Source organism: Dysgonomonas sp. GY75, from assembly GCF_015234155.1.
Lineage (GTDB): Bacteria > Bacteroidota > Bacteroidia > Bacteroidales > Dysgonomonadaceae > Dysgonomonas > Dysgonomonas gadei.
The window spans coordinates 330964-354690 of sequence record NZ_JADCLQ010000003.1 but is presented as its reverse complement, the minus strand read 5'-3'; the positions used below and the strand labels follow the sequence as shown (position 1 = coordinate 354690).

Here is a 23727-nt window from a genome sequence, read left to right as displayed (position 1 = left end):
TTTATTTCTGTAGATAAACAGGGATATCTATTTTTTCAATTTACCGTGTTTATTTAGATGTTTTTATCTCGATAGATACGTCCTCAAATCCATCTGACTTAGCCTTCAATATTATCTTTCCACTATTCTTGTTTGATTGGACAACAACGAGTGCTTTGCCGTTGAATAATTTACGCGAAGGCTTTTTTAGAGAATTAGAATTTGTTGGGTCTCCATTATCCGTTCCGGCTATAAATCCATTGCCCTCAATGCTGAAGTCTATCAGGTTATCAGCTACAGGTATTGCATTCCCCTCTGCATCCAGAACTTCGACTGTTACAAATGACAGGTCTTTGCCATCGGCCTTAATTGTTTGCCTGTCGGCAGTGAGTCTGATGCTGACTGCTTCTCCTGTTGTTTTGACTTCTTTTGTCATAACTTCTCTGCCATTTTTATAGGAGATGGCTTTGAGTGTGCCCTTTTTGTATGGTACTCGCCAGAACACATGAAATTGGTCGTCCGTTTTTGACTTTTTGCCCAATGATTTACCATTCAGGAACAGTTCTACTTCATCTGCATTGTTGTAGTATGCCCATACATCTATATCCTGTCCTTCCTGCCAGTTCCAGTGCGGAAATATATGCAACACATCCTTATCTGTCCACTCGCTCTGGTACATATAGTATATATCCTTCGGGAAACCCGCCAGATCCATAATGCCGAAATAAGAGCTCCGGGAGGGCCACCAGAAAGGAGTCGGTTCGCCCAGATAATCGAATCCTGTCCATAAATATACACCCGATATATGATCATACTTTTTCACCAGCCGCCATGTGTCTTCGTGTGTTGTACCCCATGGTACATGGCAATTGTCGTATGACGAGCAGTGGTGTACCGGCCTGTCGAATGGCTTATCCCATCGTTCGGGCCAAATGCTCATGCTGTCGGATGGCATTTGATAGTAACCGCGTGACATCAGTGCCGAAGTTGATTCTGTAATAATTAAACTTTGGTTAGGAAACTTCTCATGAAAATCAGTCCAATTGTATTCATGGTAATTGAATCCGATTATATCCATTGCCCCTGAACGAAAAATATGGTTCGACGGTTCAGTTTCATTGTTACCGGTAATTATCGGTCGGGTAGGGTCAATTTTCCTTACTATATCGGCTAACTTAACAGTTAATAATGAGTTTATATGTAATTCTTTCGGCTTTACATTTTTCTTGTCTAATGTGTTTGCGAAGTTTAGTACCATATTTGCTTGCTGCAGATCCAATGTATCCGCATCGATATGGGACCATTGCTCCAGCACCTCGTTACCTATACACCACATGAATATAGAAGGGTGATTTCTATCTCGAAGAATAAGATCGGTCAAATCTTTTTCATGCCATTCGGGAAAGTATTGAGAATAATCGTAGGGCGATTTTTTCTTTCGCCACATATCAAACGTTTCGTCCATTACAATAAATCCCATTTTGTCGCATAGGTCAAGTAACTCGGGGGCGGGGGGATTGTGCGCGGTACGAATACCATTACACCCCATTTCTTTCAGCATCTCCAGTTGCCGTTCTATCGCACGAGTATTTACTGCCGCTCCCAGACAGCCAAGATCGTGATGATTACATACACCTTTTATCTTAACCGACTTTCCATTCAGAAAGAAGCCTTTCTCCGCGTCGAATGAAAAATAGCGTATTCCTAGAGGAGTTTCGTATTCATCTACAATTTTGTCATTTTGTTTTATCTGTGTGATGATTTTATATAAATATGGATTTTCTACAGACCAGAGCACAGGTTTCTCAATGCTAATGGACTGTTCTATTTCACCATTGGCCTGTGCATCTATTTTCAGCTTCCCATTTGTTTGGGTAATTTCTCTTCCTTTGGCATCAACCAGTATAGAATAGATATCTGCATTTTGTGATGTTGGCTCTGTGTTGCGGATATTGGAGATAATTTTTATTTCAGCTTTTTGCTCAGAAACTACAGGTGTTGTAACATAAGTACCCCAATGATCAACATGTACAGGATTAACTGTTACCAGCCATACATTACGGTATATGCCCGAACCCGAATACCAACGTGAGTTAGGCTGTTGGGAATTATCTACCCGCACGGCAATCACATTCTTTTCTTCGGGTTTGATGTATGGAGTGAGGTCGTAACGGAACGATATATATCCATTAGGCCGTTCACCTAGAAAGTGGCCGTTTATCCATACTTTGCTGTTCCAGTAGATACCGTCGAAGTCGATATAAAAGTTCTTGTCTTCTTTTGATTTACCGACAGTAAATTCTTTTCTGTACCATCCTATACCTCCGGGCAAAGCGCCGCCACCGGGAGTTGCCGGGTTGTCCGAAGAAAAATCAGCTTCTATACTCCAGTCGTGAGGGAGATTTAATGTTCTCCACTTTGAGTCGTCATATTGGATATTGTATGCCAGGGAATCGTCTCCCATACAGAACTTCCAGTTGTCTGTAAAATCGGCGGTATCCCTCACTTTATCCTGTGTAGTACATGAAAGTAAGATTGTACTTATAAGAAGGAGTATGTAATATCTTTTCATAATGCGTATAATTCAATCCCGACAATCGGGAGTAGAGAGAATAAAGGCCGGACCATATTCCGGCCTTTACCTTTTTTGAACTCTGTGAATTCAAAAAAGCCCTAAAAACCTTTGCCCTAAAAACCTAAAATGTATTTAATTTCCTGCATCTATAATAGCACTGATAGCATCGGCATGCACTTGTTCCCCGGTAGCCCTGTCGAAGAGGCCTGAAGCTTTATCTCCGGTTACACCATTGTCCCAATAAACTGGTACCATTCCGTTTTTTAGTGCTGCTTTTGTTATATAATTCAAATAATAATTGCGTGCTTTTATGTGATTGGCATAATCTGCTGCCGGAAGAGATGTTCTTAGCGAAGCTGCATATTCACCTAATATTACAGGAAAGCCTTTGTCTACGAAATTTGTTTTCATTCTGGCAAACTGAGTATCGGCCCAGTCTTCCTGTCCCCATGAAGCTGTACCTGCACCAGTGAAATCTTTTCCCCACAAGAATACTGAATTATTTTCTTGCAGACAGAATTCGTAAGGGTCGTAGTAATGTACCTCAGCCATCATACGGTTTGCTGTGGCATCTGTCGACATTTTCAGGGAACTTACAGCCAGGTCTATATTTGTGTTGTATGCCTGTACAATCAGATTGCGCCAGGCATTTCGTCCGCCTGTGGCACGTACTGCATCTATAAAGGATTGATTATAAGAAAGCTGTACTTCAATATTTTCGGCAGTAGGGGTGCCGTAGTCTTTATGTACTTCATTGGTGCCTGCAAACAATAAGTGTTCGTCATAGTCGCGGAAATAGATTGCTATTTGTTTCCATAATGCTTTCTGTTTCTTGTTCACTTCCTCCTGTTTGTCGTATGTCGGATTTTCTTCGAGCCATCCGCCGTCCCAGTGTATATTGATGATGGCGTACATATCGTTGTCCACGCAGTAGTCTACCACTTCCTTAACACGTGCCAGCCACGACTCTTTTATTTTATATGTAGTTTGGTCTTCGATGTAAGCGTTCCATGCACACGGTATACGCACGGTATTGAATCCTGCGGCTTTAACACCGTCTATCAGTTTTTTCGATGTTTTGGCATTTCCCCAAGTTGTTTCTCCGGCAGAAGTACCGTCTGTTGCCTCAAGAGAGTTTCCCAGATTCCATCCTATTTTCATTTTTGTAGCCAATGCGGGAGCATCGCTGTCCATACCTGTTTTATCGGGGTCGATATAATCCGGTATTACAGGATCAGGTGTTTTTGCAGCCTGTGTTAGTGTAATGGTGATGTTTTCCGCACCTGTGGCAGATAGGGTAAATGTAGCGGAACGAGATTCCTCTAAATCATTCGGGTCTGCCGTTATTGTCACTGAGGCGTTCCCTTTGGCCGTTTGAATCGAAGGTTTTACCCACGAATCGGAGGGGAAATCTATCCGCCAGGTTGTATTCGATGTTATCTCCATTTTGGAAGTGCCACCATCAGCCTCGAAAGGAAAGGTGGTAGGTGTTGCCGAAATGGAAGCCTCTATGGATGGCTCCGTTATCGGATCATCATCGTCGCCGCAGGCCCAGAAGGGTAGCAGCAAGCATAGTAGGGTTAATGTATATTTGTATATTCTCATGTTGTCAGAAATTTCGTTTTTATATTTACAAGAAAAGGGAAACTTACCCGGAATACCTAAAACAAATATCCCGGGATAGCCTGTCTAATTATTTAAGAATATAGTGATAAGCAGTATACTCATTTTCTTTTGAAACTACTCCAAGCCAGAAGCCATCAGTGTCTACATTGGCAAAGCCTCCCTTTACCCATTTGATTGTTGGGCCGGATATTGCCATCCAAGCACCTGATCCTACAAATTTGAGTAAATCTGCATCAGGGATCGTTAATGTCATATTTTCGGCATCTAACGTACAAGGTGAAGTAGAGGTTATTCCATCTTGAAATCTAGTATATGTAACACTACCATCAGCATTTGAAGTGAATGTTATGGTTGCAGTCTCAAGTGAGGCTATAGTCGGTTCATCCCAGAACCAACCTTCGTATTCACCAGGCTTAGTCCAGCCTACTCCTTCAAAATTTGTCCAGTCTACCGGCCAGTTTGTATCTATTTTGAATGTTTTTGAACCTGTGCCACATAATGCTTTTTTCATGGCCTTGTTCACATCCACTTCGTTGCCAGTATCACCTACGATAAAGTGATATACCATATACTGAGGTTCACTGGTATCCCTGTTTCCAAACCAGATACCGCTTACACTACCCATCACATCATGTTCTATTTTCACTATCTTCCATTGGTTGGCAGCAGTAGTGGAGATATTCACCCAGCCTGCAACAGGGAAATTTGGTATTGCATCTTTGAAGGTAATGGTATTTGTACTTTGCTTGTTGGTATATGTACCTTCTGTTTCTGTACCATCATTTTCTCTGATTGTTACCTTTCCGTCTTTTGTAAATGTGATGGCACATCCGGCAATGTTAGCCGCCGCAGCAGCATTATAGCCTGTCCAGTCCGGATAATCTTCGATGCTGTTCCAATCGTTCATCAGGTTACCGTTAAGGTCAGACCAGTTGAAAGGTGTGTTTGTATCCACAACCCATGTTTTAGAAGATGTAACAGATAGTATTTCCGATTGGTCGCCAAAATTGAAATTAGGATCAGGAACATCTTCCGGAACATAATTATCGGCATATGTTTTGGATACATAGTTGAAAATATAATACCACGGACCCTCAGAGTTTGTACGCATAATAGCCAGTCTCATCTGGTTTTCATTCAGGCGAAGTATCTTAATGTTTGAAGTCCAGTTAGATGCATTATCGATGAATGATGCCACGCGGATGACTGATGCATTAGATGTTGTCAGGGTATGGGTAGATGCATTCAGGAAGTAGGTGCCACTTTCGTTTCCACCCGATTCGTTAGGTTTCACTGTAGTGAGGTATGGCCCGCCTTTGAGACTGAAAGTCATTGTTGCGGCTAAATCTTCAGCCGTTTGTCCCACATCGCCCGGTTCCCAGTTTGGAGTGAAGTTTTCATATTCCTGAGTAGCAGATGGATCGGCATATCCCATAGGGCCCGAAGCTAAACCATATTTCCCTGTATCCAGTATCCATGTTTTCTCATTATCCACACCTCCGCAAAGTGCTGTCCACAATGGGTCGTCCACATAACTGAGGTTGGTGGTCGTAATAGTAATATTCATAGCGTCAGCCTCTACGATACCTCCACCACTCAGTACTCCATATTGAAATGTGTATGTTCCCGGAAAAGCAATGTATAGGGTATCCTTCACCCGTATCGACTGTCCGTATGGGGTAGCCCATGTCGGGGTAAATCCCGGATTAAGGCTTTCCATGATAATCATATTCGGATCTTCGGGATTTTGTAGGATTGAGTATTTCAGCTCATCCTTCGAGATGCTTGCACCCATCTCGTATTTGTCGGGCGAGCAGTATGCAAATAAGAATACCAGTCCCAACAATGTATATAATAGTTTCAGATTATTTTTCATAATATACTTATTATTTTTTATGTATTAACAAGGTAATGAATAGGTCTGTGACCTTATTACCATCCTGCATTTTGTACCAGTACACCATTCGACAGGTCTATTTCACTCTGTGGTATTTGTTGTAATCCCTTAGTGGTTCTGATTTTATCGGCAGCGATACTCTTGGTCGTCTTTACTCCTCCGTTTTGTACTTCGGTTGTAGTTGCTATTGCTTGGGCAGCTACGTCAATGCCTTGACGAAGTAGGTCCCAGTAACGGATACCTTCGCCCACAAATTCCAGACGGCGTTGTTCCAGTATATTTGCTTTTGTTGCATATACCTGTGTAAAAGAATCGCCAAATGCACGCTCCATAATCATATCCATATAATTCTGGGCATTCGGACTGCCTAGTTCGGCTGCCATAAGGAGCACATCGGCATAACGGATGGATACATAGTCCTGATACTGCCCTAGCATGTTATTAACAGCACCATTTATGATAGAAGCATCTTGCAGTTCTCCTTTATCATTGTACATCGACATCGGCATATATTTCTTTATATAGTAGCCGGTGTATTCACGTTGATCTTGTATTTGTTTTGCTGAAAGTTTCAGTCCTTCGTCTTTGATAGAAGCTATCGAACCCGCCTGACGTGTATCGCCCGATTTGAATGCACTCCAGAGTTTTGGGTCTACAGGGCATGCGCCCCAGCCTTGTGCATAAGGATAGACGTCGAATGAGCGGATTCCGGTCATTATCATCCAGTGGTTACCATCGGTATTGCCATTATAGTCGCTTGTCCATGTATATTTGATAGCAAAAACAGTTTCTTTGTTATCTTCTCCTACATAATTGACTTTACCATTTACGTTATCTTCTTCTTCATTTTTCACAACTGAAGATACCGGCCACAAATTGGCAAAGTTTTCAACCAATCCATAATTTCCGTTTGCAATAACATCTTCAAGATATCCAAGTACAGTCGATTGTTGAACACCAGCCAAATCTGTTTTTCCATAATAGCCTGTATAATACAGGAATACTCTTGCCATCAACGCTTCGGCAGCATATTTGGTTACACGCCCTCCATTGGTGGCAACATCAGATGCACTCCACGGTTTTGCAGGCATATTTTCGCAGGCATACGTCAGGTCTTCCGCTATCAGTTGGTACACATCATCGGCAGCAGCCTGCGGTATGTTGTCGGTAGTAGGTGTTGTGAGTAAAGGAATATTCCCCCAAAGGCGCACCATATCGAAATAAAGATATGCGCGGATGAAACGGGCTTCGGACATATATGTCTTTCTCAATGTTTCGTTGCTGCCCCATTCTATCTGATCTTCTTTGCTGATGAGCATATTGCATCTCAACATGGCGGCGTAGTATGCTTTCCAGTTGGCATCGAATACTTGGGCTGTAGATGGCGAACGAGACTTGTCGAATTCGTCCAGCATCTGGTATTTCAAATCATCAGAAGAGCCTGTCCCACCGAATGCATTGTCAGAAAACACTTCTGAAGCAACAGGGAAGCTGACCCCGTCGGCCCATACAGTTTGCAATCCATCATAACAGCCAACTAAGGCTTTCCATGCGTCATCGGTTGTTTTGTAGAAGTTTTCCTCTGTCTGTTTGTTCGGTTCTACATCGAGGAAGCCATCGCCACAAGCATTAAATAGAATGGCGATTCCGGCTAATAAATATATTTTTACTTTTTTCATTGTTTTCCGGTTTTAGAATTTAATATTAACACCAAACAAATAGGTACGGGGACGAGGGTAATATCCAAGGTCGATACCCGATGAGAAGCTGTCTACGCCATATCCAATTTCCGGATCCATGCCATCATAATGGGTAAATGTATACAAGTTTTGTATTTGTCCGTAGAGCCTCAGGGAACTGATATATTTCGATTTTATCAGTTTGGCAAAATCATATCCTAATGTAATATTGCTTATTCTAAGGAAACTGCCGTCGTGTACATACAGGTCGGAGAAATTCGACCAGTTCTTCCCATCTTCTGTTACGCGAGGCATTGAGTTGGATGTACCTTCACCATGCCAGCGGTCGAATACAGATGTTGTATAGTTAGAGAAACGATTTGCTATATTCCTGTATGATTGTACGATATCGTTTCCTGCCATTCCACTTGCATTAAGGGCGAAATCGAAATTCTTATAGGCAAGATTGATATTGAACCCGAATGTAAAATCAGGATTCGGATCTCCTACATTTCCTTTATCGTTGGTGTCGATAACGCCGTCACCGTTAACATCGACATACTTTACGTCTCCGGGCTGAGCATCGGGTTGAAGAACTTTACCGTTCGACTTATAGTTTTGTACGTCGGCTTCATTTTGGAAAATTCCGGCTGTTTTGTATCCCCAGAAGAATCCGATCGGCTCACCGTTTTGTGCGCGATAGAATTCGGTAGCATTGTCATAAAGCATATTTGTAAGGCCATTAATAATTCCACCTTCGGTAGGAATCTGGCCTACAGTATTTTTGTTATAAGCACCATTGGCTCCGATTGTATATTCCAATCCACCGATGTTGTCGCTGAATGATACACCCAATTCCACACCTTTGTTGGTAACATCTCCTCCGTTTATATACTTAGAGCTTACACCTGCGGTTGCTAATACAGGAACGCTGATGATCCAGTCTTTGGTCTTTTTATTGTACCAGTCGAAGTTTACATTCATTTTCCCGCTAATAAAACGTGCATCGAATCCGACATTGAATTGCTCTGAAGTTTCCCAACTCAGATCAGGATTGGAGAGATTGTCAGGATTAGCACCCGGGGTAAGTACCCCCTCAGTATTACCGAAAATATAGTTTACATTCTGCTGATTGATCATAGCCAGATATTGGAATGCTGAAACATTCTGATTACCTACCTGTCCCCAGCTGGCTCTTAGTTTAAAATAGTCCATCCAGTTTTTGGCTGGTTCCATGAATGACTCATTACTCATAATCCAGCCTGTGGAGATAGACGGAAAGTATCCGAAACGATTGCCACTGGCAAAGTTTGATGAACCATCGGCGCGGAATGTGGCGTTTATCAGATAAGTCTCTTTATAGTTGTAATTCAAACGTCCAAAATATGAAAGTTTTTTGATGTCAGCATCTTTGTTACCTCCAAGGCTCAACAGATTGCTTAATGTATTGGTTGCATTTGACAAATAGGCATGGTTCAGACTGTTGAAGATCAGGTCCACATTGCTGCCGTTTAGCCATGTACCCGAATATTGACTCATCGATGAACCTAACATGGCTCCAAAGTCATGGTCTTCATTCAGTTTGAAATGATAGCTTAATAAGTTATCCCAATTGTAAGTCCGGCCTTTATTCATAGATTGAGTGGCTACTGTGTGATCGTTGAAAGCATATAAAGACAGTCTGTAAATGGGTTTGTATGAATTGCTTTCGGAAGCAAAATAGTCGATACCCAATGTTGTCCTGAATTTCAGATTTTTGATAGGTTCCAGTTCAAGGTATACATCCCCTACGAGTTTCTGAGTATTGCTTTTGTTTTGGTTGTTGTATACCATCTGTGCATAAGGATTAGCTTCACCATTATACCAGTCGGAATTACTGTTGTTCCAGAAATTTCCGTCTTCGTCATACATTGGTACGAACGGGCTGGTATTGAAGGCTGCTCTTAGTGTATTGTTGTATTGGTTACCTACCTGTATACCATTTTTCTTGCTGTAAGAGAAAGTGAGATGCTGACCAAGCCTTACTTTATTGTCATATAGATTGTGTTCTGTATTGACGCGAAAGTTATAACGTTCATAGTTAGACAGGTCTTTTCCACCTACTATACCTTCCTGTCCGGTATAAGACAGTGACATCGACCAGACAGATGCAGCAGAACCGCCTGATGCTCCAAGTGAATAATTTTGGGTGATGGCATCATCTACCAACATTTCATCTATCCAGTTGGTACCTGTTCCCATATTGGCTATTTCATCATTGGTAAAATATGCGCTTTTACCTGAGTTTATAGCCGCTTCATTCATAATAGTTGCATACTGTTGAGAGTTGAGTAGCTTCGCTTTTCTGGCAGCTTGCTGAACACCATAATATGCATCGAAAGTGATTTGTGCTTTTGCTCCGGTTTTACCGGTCTTGGTTGTTATCAGTACAACACCGTTTGCAGCCTGTGAACCATAGATAGCAGCCGAAGCGGCATCTTTAAGTACATCGATAGACTCTATGTCGCTGTTGTTCAGGTAAGTAATGTCGTTAGTCAATATCCCGTCAACAACAAATAGCGGTGATGCATCGGCAACAGTTCCCAATCCGCGGATACGTACTTTCAGGCTTTCACCGGGTTGTCCCGATGTGGAGGTGATCTGTACACCCGGGGTTTTTCCCTGTAACGCCTGAAGTGCATTTGTCGTATTCATTTTTGCCAGTTCATCGCCTTTTACCTGTATGGTGGCTCCGGTGTTCAATTTCTTTTTCTGTACACCATAGCCGATGGCCACCACTTCGTTCAGTAAGTTGATTTCTTCTTCCAGTTCGATATTAAATACTGTTTCAGTACCAACTGTGACTGTTTTGGGTTTGAACCCGATGAAAGATATTTCAATCTTCGCGTTATCTTTAACGGTAAGGGAAAACTTACCATCCAAATCGGTCATTGTACCGTTTGTAGTCCCTGCCTCGATTACCGAAGCCCCGGCAAGGGGTTCGCCAAGAGATGTGACCGTTCCGGTTATTTCATGCGCCGATTGAGCATAAATTCCGGTTACTGAGAATAAGCTGATAATTAGTATCAGGCATATTCTCTGCAAGTTAAGGAGACTTGCGTTTTTAGGAGAGGTTGTCATTCTTAGATTCATTGTATTAGTGGTTTAGTAAACATTGAATATTGTTTTGTTTCTCATATCAGAATATTTATTGTGCCATTTTTATTTCATTTGCTTTTCCTGTATATTTCACTTCCGAAACAGATTTTTTACCATCTTTAGTAATCCATTCCACACGGAATATCCTTTCCTTAGGCATACCTTCATATTCACCTTTTGTATCACCTATAGAAAGTGTTTTGGACGCTTCGTCGTATGTGAATTTGATGGTCGAGTATGCGTCTTTTTCATAGTTATAATTTACGCCTTCATCTTCATATAAAGTAAATTCACCGTTTGCTCCCGTATAAACTTTCAGGGTAAGATCTTTCTGTATTTCCTTGGTGGTTTGTATATCTTTACCCATCGGTAGAATAGCCCCTTCTTTTATATATAGAGGGATGCGTTCGTATGGAGCGGAAACATTCAGGGTTTGTCCTCCTGCGATATACTTGTTTGATTCGAAGTCGTACCAATTAGTATTAGCCGGAAAGTATGCATTACGTGATGTCGCTTTATATGTATATACCGGACATACCATTATATCGGGTCCAAACATATACTGGTCGCTTATATTATGGGTCTTAATATCTTTGCCAAAATCCATAACCAAAGCCCGCATGATTGTGTAGTCGTTGAAGTATGTCATTCCCGCCAATGAATAGATATATGGCATCATTTGATAACGGAGTTTAGTATAGTAAACCATACTCTTGTATGCAGGATGGCTTTCCGGTGCGAGGTTGTATATTTCGCGGGTAGGGAACTGTCCATGGCTGCGGAACAACGGGCAGAATGCACCGAACTGGAACCAACGGGTATTCAGTTCTCTCCATTCTTTGAGGTCTTCGGAACCTTCTTTTGCCACTTCGTAACGTTTCTCAACACAGAATCCGCCTATATCCATTGTCCAGTACGGGATACCCGACATGGCAAAATTAAGTCCTGCTGATATCTGAGCTTTCATATCTTCCCAGCGTGTACCTATGTCGCCGCTCCATGTTGCAGTAGAATAACGTTGTGTGCCTGCAAATCCTGAACGGGTAAGAAGGAATACACGGTCGTTCGGTTTTACTGAACGCTGACCGTCGTATATGGCCATTGCATTTGCCAGTGCGTATGCATTGAAATATTCAGTCGATGAGCCCAATGCAGTAGGTGTCATCAGGTCTTTACGGTATTGCATGCTTGCATTGGACAGAATATCCGGTTCGGAAGCATCCATCCACCAGGCATCGATACCTTTCGAATATAGTTTCTCGTTCATCTGATCCCAGAACATTTTACGTGCACCTTCGCTATAGGCATCATAAAATCCGGCAATATAACCTGAGCCTATCCAGTCGCGGATACTGTCTTTTACTGCACGGTTAAACATCCATCCTTTTTCGTCGAAAGCCTTATAATTATCTGTCGTATAATAGAACTTAGGCCATACCGATATCATAATGCGTGCATCCATAGCATGTACGCTGTCTATCATGCCTTTAGGGTCAGGGAAGCGTTCCGGATCAAAATCGTGGCTACCCCATGCATCTTGCGGCCAGTAAGACCAGTCCAATACAATATTATCCAGTGGTATGTTTCTTTTGCGGTATTCGTTTATAGCAGTCAGTAACTCGTCTGAAGTTTTATAACGTTCGCGGCTCTGCCAGAATCCCATCGCCCACTTAGGCATCACCTGCGACTTGCCTGTAATGGTGCGGTATCCTTTTATAACATCATCAGCATCGTTTCCGCGGATGAAATAATAATCTATCTGATCGCCCATTTCCGACCATAGGGATAATTTGCTCTGTTCTTCCTCCGGTCTTGGGCTTAATGCTTTCAGTCCTATATACGATATACCGCCATCAGGTTTCCAGTCCAGTTTCAATTTGCGTTTTTCACCTGCTTTCATATCCACTGTGAATTTGTAACTATTAGGATTCCATGCTGTACGCCACCTTTCGGGTACGATTACTTCATCGTCCATATATATAGTGGTATAACCTGCATAATAGAGTATAAAATGGTATTTGCCTGCTTCTTTGGCTTCTATTTCGCCTTCCCATGTGATACGGGAGTTATAGAAAGGGAAGTCCTGAGGGAATTTCTTCACTGTTTCCAGATTTTCATAATCTATTTGCGATTCGCTCCTTTCAGTAAATACTTGTTTGGTATCCCCGTTTACCATATATGTGGCTGTAAGCCCGCCTTCTTTCCCTGTTTTATCATATAACTTAAACTGGTCTAAATCTGCATAGTCGCGTGGGTCGCCAAACTTGGTAAGAGAATAATTATCCCACAGTATACCGTAATTTTTGCTTGATAAAACAAAAGGCACCGACACCTTTGTATTATATTGGAAAAGAACTTCATTCTTTCCTTTATAATTGTATTCATCAGCCTGATGTTGTCCAAGTCCGTAGAATGCTTCATCGGCAGGCGATTCAAATATCTGCTGCATGGTATAGGCTTTTTTACCTTCCATTTCTATACCGGAGAATATTTTACCTCCACCTTTATTCTCAGAAAGGATTAAATTGCCATTTATGTCGGAGAATGATACTTCACCTGTCGCCAGTGATACGGACGCAATGGTAGTTGCCGTTTTCAAGATGACATTTCCATCCTGTTCCGAAACATCCCAACCTTCGGTTTTTGTTTTATCATAGATTGTAATAAGGCTCTTATTTTCCGGGAAATTATTAGCCGGTGTTGCCGATACCCGAATGATATCATCATTGATAATTTGTAACCTGACATGTTTTGTAGAGTTAGTGTTTTCCGTCTTTAATGTTACTATTACCCCATCGCTTGTTTTCTTGTAAGGTCCGCTCTGGCAGCTGGTGAGTAAAAACACTGACAAAAGGCTCGCAAGTACGAGTTGAATTTTTTTCATGGTAATTATTTTATGTTTAGATTTCTTGTAAACAAAGTTAGGATAAGTGTCTAAAACCGATTTTCTTAAGTGTTCTTAAAGAAAGTGTCTAAAAAGATATGTAGGGGGTTAAATGTTTCCAAAGTGGTATTTAAATGGTAACACAGTACATTGTGTCATATAATTTTATATAAATTTGTAAGAGAAGAACCTACCTGATCTTAATTATTCATGAAGAAATCTATATTATTTTCTATACTTATTTGTTTTATATCTGTATATACTATCTACGCTCAACAATTCGAGTTTTCGCACCTCAACAATACAAATGGCTTATCAAATAACCAGGTCGAATCTTTATTCAGGGATAGCCGCGGATTTATGTGGTTTGGCACCAATATGGGGCTGAACAGGTATGATGGTGTAAATTTTAAAGTATATACAAATATTAAAAATGATGCGAATACCCCGTTATACGATAGGATTATAGATATACAGGAAGATATCGACGGCAATCTGTGGCTTAAAGAAAGTACCTATATCGTTTATAATTGGAAAACAGAATCGTTTATCAATAATGTTGATTCTTTATTACATAGAATGGGGCTGGAGGCGGGGCCTTCTATAATTGAAATAGACGATAAGAAAGATTTTTATATTGTTTATCCTGATAGAGGAATTTTCAAATATGATATTGCTACGCAGGAGGTGACGGCTTTTCCGCAATCATCAGATATTAATGCTCTGGATCAATCGGGAATAGCAGACATTAAAATTAAAGGAAGTTACATCTGGGTACTCCACAGTAACGGGCTTGTAGAACGACTGAATATACAAACAGGTAAAGTGGATATTCGTAATACATTCTTCAAAGAGAATTATCAGAACTCTACAATACTGAAATCCATCTATATAGATTCTGACAACGATCTGTGGATATATCCCAGTATAGATGACAGGGGTGTAGCTTATTTCAGCCTGAAAGAAAAGCAATGGACACTGCTTGATACAAAAAGTAAGGTCGCCCTATCGAGCAGTTTTATCAGATGTGTAGGACAGGATGCCGGCGGTTCTATATGGATAGGTACGGATCATGGAGGGGTTAATATTTATGATAAGAAGAAAAAGGATATAACAGTAGTAAAGAATGATATATACAATAACAACTCCATAAGCCAGAATTCCATAATAAGCATTTTTTGTGAAGCAGATGGTACTGTGTGGGTGGGGACGTACAAAAACGGAATATCATACTATCATCCTAACTTATTCAAATTTAAGAAGTCTCCTTTGTTCTATACTTTTAACAAGAATGCCGAAACCTTCGATTGCAACAGCCTGTATAAGAATAAAAATGGGGATTTATGGATAGGTACAAACGGTCGGGGACTTGTAAAATACAACGATGAGACAGGAACTATACAAACATTTCGCTATAATCCCAATGATGCCGGTAGCATATCGTCTGATATAATTACTTCGGTATTCGAAGATCATGCTCAGATTCTTTGGATAGGTACATTTCTCGGAGGATTGAACGCCTATAACGGTAGAGAATTTAAGAGATACCAGGTGGACGAAGATAATCCTAATTCATTGTCCAGTAAAAGTGTATTTGGGTTAGCCGAAGATGATGAAAATAATCTATGGATAGCCACTTTAGGTGGTGGAACTGATAAACTTGACGCTGATCGCCTTACTTTCACGCATCATAATTTAAGGAACAGTAAGATGCTTTCAGACTATGTTCTGTCCATGTTTACTGATCCCTTGAAGAATATTTATCTGAGTACTGACAGAGGGCTTAATTTTATCGACAAAGATAAGAAAGAGATTACCGCATATTTTCCTGAAAGCAAGCTGTTGGACTCCCTGACCAATATTACAATCAATTATCAGTTTGTCGATTCAAAAGGTTTGGTTTGGATAGCTACCGATAAAGGTATTAATATTTATGACCCCCACAGGCATCAATTCTATTATATAATGGCGAGTGACGGTTTGCCTAGTGATGAAGTGGTATCGCTTATAGAGGACAATGACGGAAATGTCTGGGCTGGTACACGCAATGGATTAGCATGTATATATCGTGATTTTTCTGGTCAGAGATTCAAGTCTACAATTACTTATTTTGATGTGAAGGATGGCTTGCCTAGTTCTGTTTGTAATCGTAATGCCATATTTAAGGACAAAGACGGTATCATATATATAGGGAGTACCAATGGTTATGTCGCTTTTAACCCCAGGGAAATCGTTTTTAACAAGAATGTACCTAAAGCCCGCTTTACGGATTTATTGATTACCAATCAGGTGATAAGGCCCAATGTAAAATATGCCGGACGGGTGATTATTGAAAAGTCGATCACTGATATTAATGAGATAACCCTGCACTACGGTGAAACGAATTTTACAATCCTGTTTTCAGCGCTTAATTTTATTCATCCCGAAAAAAATAAATATAAATACATGCTCGAGGGGCTTGATAATAAGTGGACAGAAATAACAAACGGTATAGGAGCAGCCTCATATTCCAACCTGAATGCAGGGACTTATAAACTTATAGTATACGCGAGCAATGATGACAATGTATGGTCTGCAGAACCCATTGTATTGAAGATAGAGGTACAGCCTCCATTCTGGCTGTCGTGGTGGGCGTATATCATATACATTATTGCGGCAGCAGCTATAATTCGCTTTTTCCTTAAATATAAGCTGAATAAGCAGAGGGAAGAGTATGAGCAGGCACAGAAGATTCTAGAAGCCAATAAAATACATGAGGTGGATGAACTTAAATTCAAATTCTTTACCAATATAAGCCATGAGTTTAAAACCCCGTTGACACTCATTCTCACCCCACTGGAGAAACTGATGAAATCTCCTGCATCGGATGAGCAAAAAGCCACAATGAACATTATGCACAAAAATGCACAGAATTTACTGGAAATGGTAAATGAAATTCTCGATTTCAGAAAGTTCGACCTGAATAAAATGAACCTCAATATATCGCGTGGTAATATTATTGAATTCACAAAAGATATTTGCCAGTCTTTTTCTTCCCTTGCAGCAGAGAAGTCTATAAAATTGACTTTCACAACTTATTTGCAGGAATTACAAATGGAATTTGACAAAGAAAAGATGAATAAGATAATTACTAACCTCATTTCCAATGCTTTTAAATATACAGAAGAAGGACATATAGATGTCAGTATAGGCGTATCCGAATTGATGCAAAGTAATGAATCCTCTACTGCAAAACAGTTGACAATAAGGGTTTCAGATACAGGGGTTGGAATGGAATCGGAATACCTTGATAAAATATTCGACCGTTTTTTCAGAATTGAAAAAGCCGATAAAAATACCCCGTCGGGAACAGGTGTCGGTCTACATCTGGTGAGTGAATATGTGAAATTGCACGGAGGAGAAATAGAAGTGGAAAGTACAGTGGATAAAGGCTCTGTTTTTACAGTCTTGTTGCCTATCAACAATTCTACTTATAAAGAACTGAGCAGTCAGGATGTTATACATTCGGGCGATTCCGGAGATGCGGAGAAAGGTAAAAATGAAACTAAATCTGTTCAGAGGGCGAATTTACCATTATTGCTGATTGTAGATGATAATGAAGATTTTTGTGAGTTTATAACCAGTTTGTTCATAGATAATTACAATATAGTTACGGCCAATGATGGTGAAGAAGGCCTGCGTATCGTACTCGATCAGCTCCCCGAGATTATACTATGCGATGTAATGATGCCGAAGATGGATGGTTACGAATTTTGCAGGCAGGTAAAGGGGGATATACGCACATCCCATATTCCTATTATATTGCTTACGGCCAAGTCGTCGGAAGAGAATCGTTATTCGGGTATAGAAGCCGGAGCTGACGACTATATCGCCAAGCCTTTCAATATAGATATGCTGACACTGAAAATAGCCAAGATAATAGAGAAGCAAAAGAAGTTGCAAAGTAGTTTCAGGAAAAAAATCGATGTGGCGCCGAGTGATATTGAGATAACCTCAATGGATGAGAAATTCGTACAAAAGGCGATAGCCATAGTGGAACAGAATATAGGGAATGCCGATTTCCTGGTCGAGGATTTGTGTAAGGAGATGGGTATGAGCCGTGTGTATTTCTATAAGAAGACTCTTGCTCTGACAGACAAAACCCCATCCGAATTTATTCGTTTCATCCGCTTGAAACGGGCGGCCGATTTGCTCGAAAAGAGCCAGATGTTTGTGAATGAGATTGCTTTCCAGGTGGGATTCAATGATCCGAAGTATTTCCGTAAATATTTTAAGGAGGAGTTTGGAGTAACACCTAATGAGTATAAGAAGAATGAATCTAAGTGATTTTGATAACCTTGTAAACATTTCACCCCCTTTTAGGAGACATTTTGCCCCCTTCGGGGAATGAAGGTATTCCTATAATAGAAACATTGGGAATGGGATAAGATACAATAAAACAATACATTTGTGATATTGTAAAAACACTGATCCCATGAAAAAAGTATTATTGGCTTTAGCCTGTATTTTCTGTTCCTGCATCACACTTCTTTCGCAAAATAGATGGCAATATTATTTCAACGAGCCGGCTTCTGCATGGGAGGAGTCTATTCCGTTGGGTAATGGGCGTATAGGGATGATGCCTTGGGGAGGAGTGCACAGGGAACGTATCGTATTGAATGAGATATCTCTTTGGGCCGGAAATAAACAGGATGCCGATAATCCGGATGCTTATAAACATCTGGGTGAAATAAGAAAACTCCTTTTCGAAAAGAAAAACCGTGAGGCGCAGGAGTTAATGTACAAAACCTTTACATGTAAAGGTGAAGGAGGGAGTGGCGCAGATTATGGTAAATTTGAAAATTTTGGTAATCTCTATATAGATATTACTTATCCGGATGCATCTGCGGCAGTTTCGGATTACAGACGGACGCTGGATATGAATAATGCCTTATCGGATGTTACTTATACAAAAGGGGGGATTAAATATACAAGGGAATATTTTACCTCCTTTACGGATGATATTGGAATAGCCAGATATACTGCCGACAAATCAAAAGCTCTGAATATGTGTATATCTCTCGACCGTGACGAAAATTATGAGACATATGCGAGTGGTCCGGTTCTTTACATATTTGGCCAATTGCCGGCAGGCGAAGGCAAAGAGGGTATGAAATATCTGGGAATGGTAAAAGCAGAGCATAAGGGAGGGCAACTCTTTACCAATGCCAGGGATATAGAAATTAAAAATGCAGATGAGGTAACTCTTTTCATTTCTCTGGCAACCAACTACAATGGAGTGCAATACGAAAAGTTGGCAGCAGGTCTATTAAATAAACTGAAAGGAGATTATAAAATCCGGAAACAAAAGCACATTGAGAAATATCAAAACCTGTTTAACCGTGTAGACCTTACATTAGGCAAAAATAAAAATTCAGATTTACCTATAAACAAGAGATTAGAGGCTTTTGTAAACGACCGCAGCGATTACGATTTGGCGGCCTTGTATATGCAATACGGACGCTATCTGCTTATCTCATCTACACGTGAAGGAGGATTGCCTCCAAATCTGCAGGGACTATGGGCACCGCAAATACATACACCCTGGAATGGAGATTATCATCTGAATATAAATCTGCAAATGAATCTTTGGCCTGCCGAAGTTTGTAATCTCTCCGAATTACATCTTCCCACAATCGAATATGCAAAATCATTAACAGAACCCGGGCATAAAACGGCGAAAGTATATTATAACAGCGATGGATGGGTAACTCATATACTGGGTAATGTCTGGGGCTTCACTTCTCCGGGAGAGAGTCCGTCCTGGGGGGCGACCAATACTTCGGGTGCCTGGATGTGCCAGCATTTGTGGGAGCATTATCTCTATTCGCAGGATGTGGAATATCTGAAATCTGTATATCCTACAATGAAAGGCGCGGCTCTATTTTTCGAAAATATGTTGGTTGAAGACCCGAATAACGGCCATCTGGTAACAGCACCTACCACTTCTCCTGAAAATACTTATATAACAGAATCAGGTGATGTCTTAAGCGTTTGTGCAGGTTCTACAATGGATAATCAGATTGTGCGGGAATTGTTTACGAATGTATCCGAAGCCGCGAAAATTCTGAATACAGACGAGCAATGGATAAGAACCATAGAAACCAAAAAACAAAGACTGGCGCCTACCACTATTGGTAAATACGGGCAGATAATGGAGTGGCTCGAGGACTATGAAGAGGCTGAAATACATCACCGCCATGTATCGCAACTCTATGGCTTGCATCCCGGTTATGAACTGACATACGAAAAAACACCGGAATTGATGGAAGCCGCTAAAAAAACACTTGAACGCCGTGGGGACGAGTCTACCGGCTGGTCGATGGCATGGAAAATAAACTTCTGGGCGCGGCTCAAAGATGGTGATCGAACTTATAAGCTGATTGGTGATCTGCTGAAACCCGCGGGTAAAGGGCATGGTACATATCCAAACCTTTTCAGTGCACATCCGCCAATGCAGATAGATGGCAATTTTGGAGGTTGCGCGGGTATAGCCGAGATGCTGGTACAGAGCCATGCCGGATATATTGAGCTGTTGCCTTCCGTTCCGGATGCCTGGAAAGACGGTAGTGTGAAAGGTTTGAAAGTGAGAGGGGGAGGGGAAGTTTCTTTTGCATGGAAAAATGGAAAAGTTACGGATGTTGATTTCATTGCCTGGACAGCAAATACATTTGTTTTTAAACTTGCTGATGATAAAATGGGTATATCAGGAACAAAGAATTATAAAACAGAGAACGGAAAATTATTTCTTAATCTGAAAAAAGGGGAAATAGTCAGAATATCGAAATTTCCATAATGAATGAGAATCAGCAGCTAAAAAGACTGTGATTTTTCTATATAATTTTATCTATACAAGGCAGATAGCAAGCGAGTTATCGGCCTGAAAGGTTACAAAAAAGAAAACTACAGAAAGGTGTTACTTTTGTTACCTTTTAACAAGTTGTTGGTTTTTAGTAGTAAGTAGTAAAAGTTGAATTAAGTAATGATTAAAAAATAATATGGTCTATTTGTTCATATAAAGGAAAACTCCGTGTTACTCCTTTTACTCTGTGGTTTAAATATTTCAAGATATGCTTGCATATCAAATAAAAAACTAAAAACTCCAAGTTATTTTTTTATTGTTACTAATATTAATTGGAAACTGTGTTACATGTGTTACCTTTTACAAGTAATAAGTATTAAATATAAAGAGGTATCCATTGTTAACTGTTAACTGAAAAGGTTGTAACCTTTGTAACTTTTTGCATTTTATACAGGATAGTCACCCGTATAGTAGCTAGTGGGAGGTACAAGGACATACCTGACAAGAACGGAAAAGGTAACAAGTGGAAAAAATTGTAAAATGTGTAACTTTTGTAACTTTTTGAAGAAAGTTATGAGTAAACAAGATACAAGATACGAGTTGTTAACTGATGACTACTAATTGTAAAGCCATATATGCGATAGCTAAAGCTAACGGCTATCAGCTAAAAGCTGAAATATGTGTAACCTTTGTTACCTTTTGGAAAAGCTACGACTAAACGAGGTATTATTATTGACTGTTATCTATTGACTGAAAACTGTTTTAATCAGTAACTGGCAGAATTAAAAAACATAATTTAATAAAAACATATTACATAACATGAAAAAAACATTTATTTGCGGTTTGTTCAGCCTTTTCTTAATGAATAACGTGCAGGCACAAACAAACGCTACTCCGGTTTATCTGGACGATAGTAAACCTATAGAGACTCGAATAGAGGATGCCTTATCACGCATGACTCTTGAAGAGAAGATTGCTTTTATCCATGCACAGTCTAAGTTCAGTACACCGGGTGTTCCCCGTCTGGGTATTCCCGAATTGTGGATGAGCGACGGCCCTCATGGCGTACGCATGGAAATAGATTGGGATACATGGGCACATGCCGGATGGACAAACGATTCGTGCACGGCCTTTCCTGCACTGACGTGTCTGGCCGCAACTTTCAATCCGGAATTGTCATCATTATACGGGAATGCTATAGGCGAAGAAGCCCGCTACAGAAAAAAAGATATACTATTGGGCCCGGGGGTAAATATTTACCGCACTCCGATGAATGGACGCAACTTCGAATACTTGGGTGAAGATCCCTATCTGGCATCTAAAATGGTGGTACCTTATATTAAAGGTGTGCAGCAGAATGGAGTGTCGGCATGTCTGAAACATTTTGCACTCAATAATCAGGAAGTATGGCGCAATGTTATTGATGTAGAAGTAAGTGACAGGGCATTGTATGAAATTTATTTGCCTGCATTTAAAGCCGGAGTGCAGGAAGGTGGAGTCTGGTCTGTAATGGGCTCGTACAACAAGTTTAGAGGACAGTATTGCAGTCACCACGAGATATTGATTAATAAGATACTAAAAGGAGAGTGGGGGTACGATGGCATTGTTGTTACAGACTGGGGTAGTGCCCATGATACTAAGGAAGCTGCTCTTTACGGACTGGATGTGGAAATGGGAACATGGACGAACGGCCTGACTTGGGGCGAGAGCTTCGCATACGATAATTATTATCTGGCCCAGCCTTATCTGAAGATGCTGAAAAACGGCGAATTGCCGATGTCTACTCTCGATGATAAAGTACGCCGTGTGCTTCGCCTGACATTCCGGACTAATATGGAAAGGAAACGTCCGTTTGGTAGCTTTGCCACAAAGGAACACGCCGATGTGAGCCGTAAAGTAGCCGAAGAAGGCATTGTTTTGATGAAAAACACCAATAACTTTTTCCCTATTGCAAAAGGCAGATATAATAAAATTGTGGTGATCGGCGAAAACGCTACACGTTCACTTACCGTGGGAGGTGGTTCGTCGGAACTGAAAGTGAAAAAAGAAGTTTCGCCGCTCGAAGGGTTGATAAATAAATATGGTGCAGATAAAGTATTCTATACAATGGGCTACGGTTCCGGCCCAACGGTATATGATAATTTTGTGCCGTCCCCATATAATGCCGATTCATTAAAGCGTGAGGCTCTGGCATTAGTTAAGGATGCTGATGTCGTTCTTTTCTTCGGCGGGCTGAACAAAAATTATCAGCAGGATTGTGAAGGGGCCGACCGCATCACTTATGATCTTCCTTTCGGACAAAATGAATTGATAGAAGACTTGCTGAAAGTAAATAAGAATACGGGTATCGTGATTGTTAGCGGTAATGCCGTGGCAATGCCATGGCTGGATAAAGTATCCGCATTGATGCAGTCTTGGTATCTTGGTTCAGAAGCGGGTAATGCGACAGCGAATATAATAGCAGGTGATATAAATCCGTCGGGTAAACTACCTTTCAGTATTCCAAGAAAATTGGAAGACAACGGAGCAATGTCATTCGGGACTATTTCTTATCCGGGCGACAGCGTCACACAGATATACAAAGAAGATATACTCGTAGGTTATCGCTGGCATGATACGAAGAAGATACCGGCATTATTCCCGTTTGGATACGGATTGTCATATACTACGTTCGAATATGGGAAAGTATCTGCCGACAAGAAAGAATATGAAAAAAATGATGTCATAAAAGTTTCTTTTACGCTGTCCAATAAAGGAAACTTAGCAGGTTCGGAATCAGTACAGATATATGCCTCGCAGGCAAAACCATCCTTGGAACGTCCTGCCAAAGAACTGAAAGCATTCAAAAAAGTATTTCTTAATGCAGGTGAAAGCAAAACCGTAGAATTATCCGTTCCTGTGAAAGATTTGGCTTTCTTCGATGATAAAGCTCACGGTTGGATCGTAGAATCGGATAAATTTACACTACATTGTGCAGCGTCGTCTGCCGATGTGAAAAGTTCGGTAACTGTTCAGGTAAAATAACAGGTAGAGGTTAATGATGCATTAAAATGTTCTATTTTTTTCTGCTCCACTTCGTTGTGCTTAAACGTTCATTTTGGCATTGCC

General features: G+C 40.7%; 9 protein-coding genes. 3 read left to right on the top strand and 6 right to left on the bottom strand.

What is annotated here, in order from left to right:
* Nucleotides 1–49: 49 nt before the first annotated feature.
* From IR083_RS02475 to IR083_RS02450, 6 genes are all read right to left on the bottom strand, one after another.
* A complete protein-coding gene (locus IR083_RS02475; protein WP_194223112.1) occupies nt 50–2551 on the bottom strand; it encodes a glycoside hydrolase family 2 TIM barrel-domain containing protein in 2502 nt (833 codons plus the stop codon).
* Between the two features lie 135 nt (nt 2552–2686).
* On the bottom strand, nt 2687–4159 hold the full coding sequence (locus IR083_RS02470; protein WP_194223111.1) for a cellulase family glycosylhydrolase: 1473 nt from the start codon (nt 4157–4159) through the stop codon (nt 2687–2689).
* Nucleotides 4160–4247: 88 nt separating this feature from the next.
* Complete coding sequence (locus IR083_RS02465; RefSeq protein WP_194223110.1) at nt 4248–6056, bottom strand: hypothetical protein; 1809 nt, start codon at nt 6054–6056, stop codon at nt 4248–4250.
* Nucleotides 6057–6112: 56 nt separating this feature from the next.
* Nucleotides 6113–7756: a RagB/SusD family nutrient uptake outer membrane protein gene (locus IR083_RS02460; protein ID WP_194223109.1), complete on the bottom strand. Its 1644-nt coding sequence runs from the start codon at nt 7754–7756 to the stop codon at nt 6113–6115.
* Between the two features lie 12 nt (nt 7757–7768).
* Nucleotides 7769–10888, bottom strand: a complete 3120-nt coding sequence (locus IR083_RS02455) for a SusC/RagA family TonB-linked outer membrane protein (RefSeq protein WP_194223108.1) — start codon at nt 10886–10888, stop codon at nt 7769–7771.
* A 55-nt stretch (nt 10889–10943) separates the two neighbouring features.
* A complete protein-coding gene (locus tag IR083_RS02450; RefSeq protein WP_006797802.1) occupies nt 10944–13778 on the bottom strand; it encodes a TIM-barrel domain-containing protein in 2835 nt (944 codons plus the stop codon).
* 210 nt (nt 13779–13988) lie between these two features.
* Between IR083_RS02450 and IR083_RS02445 the strand changes: the two genes are divergently transcribed.
* From IR083_RS02445 to IR083_RS02435, 3 genes are all read left to right on the top strand, one after another.
* Nucleotides 13989–18104 carry a two-component regulator propeller domain-containing protein gene (locus IR083_RS02445; RefSeq protein WP_006797803.1) on the top strand — a complete coding sequence of 1372 codons (4116 nt, stop codon included), beginning with the start codon at nt 13989–13991 and terminating at the stop codon, nt 18102–18104.
* Nucleotides 18105–18252: 148 nt separating this feature from the next.
* Complete coding sequence (locus tag IR083_RS02440; protein WP_194223107.1) at nt 18253–20613, top strand: glycosyl hydrolase family 95 catalytic domain-containing protein; 2361 nt, start codon at nt 18253–18255, stop codon at nt 20611–20613.
* Between the two features lie 825 nt (nt 20614–21438).
* Nucleotides 21439–23643 (top strand): beta-glucosidase family protein, encoded by a 2205-nt coding sequence (locus tag IR083_RS02435; RefSeq protein ID WP_194223106.1) that lies wholly within the window; start codon nt 21439–21441, stop codon nt 23641–23643.
* Nucleotides 23644–23727 lie beyond the last annotated feature (84 nt).

What these genes read in the sequence shown, in the direction of transcription:
- IR083_RS02475 (WP_194223112.1), bottom strand. Translation starts at nt 2,551, where the DNA reads ATGAAAAGATATTACATACTCCTTCTTATAAGTACAATCTTACTTTCA.
- IR083_RS02470 (WP_194223111.1), bottom strand. Translation starts at nt 4,159, where the DNA reads ATGAGAATATACAAATATACATTAACCCTACTATGCTTGCTGCTACCC.
- IR083_RS02465 (WP_194223110.1), bottom strand. Translation starts at nt 6,056, where the DNA reads ATGAAAAATAATCTGAAACTATTATATACATTGTTGGGACTGGTATTC.
- IR083_RS02460 (WP_194223109.1), bottom strand. Translation starts at nt 7,756, where the DNA reads ATGAAAAAAGTAAAAATATATTTATTAGCCGGAATCGCCATTCTATTT.
- IR083_RS02455 (WP_194223108.1), bottom strand. Translation starts at nt 10,888, where the DNA reads ATGAATCTAAGAATGACAACCTCTCCTAAAAACGCAAGTCTCCTTAAC.
- IR083_RS02450 (WP_006797802.1), bottom strand. Translation starts at nt 13,778, where the DNA reads ATGAAAAAAATTCAACTCGTACTTGCGAGCCTTTTGTCAGTGTTTTTA.
- IR083_RS02445 (WP_006797803.1), top strand. Translation starts at nt 13,989, where the DNA reads ATGAAGAAATCTATATTATTTTCTATACTTATTTGTTTTATATCTGTA.
- IR083_RS02440 (WP_194223107.1), top strand. Translation starts at nt 18,253, where the DNA reads ATGAAAAAAGTATTATTGGCTTTAGCCTGTATTTTCTGTTCCTGCATC.
- IR083_RS02435 (WP_194223106.1), top strand. Translation starts at nt 21,439, where the DNA reads ATGAAAAAAACATTTATTTGCGGTTTGTTCAGCCTTTTCTTAATGAAT.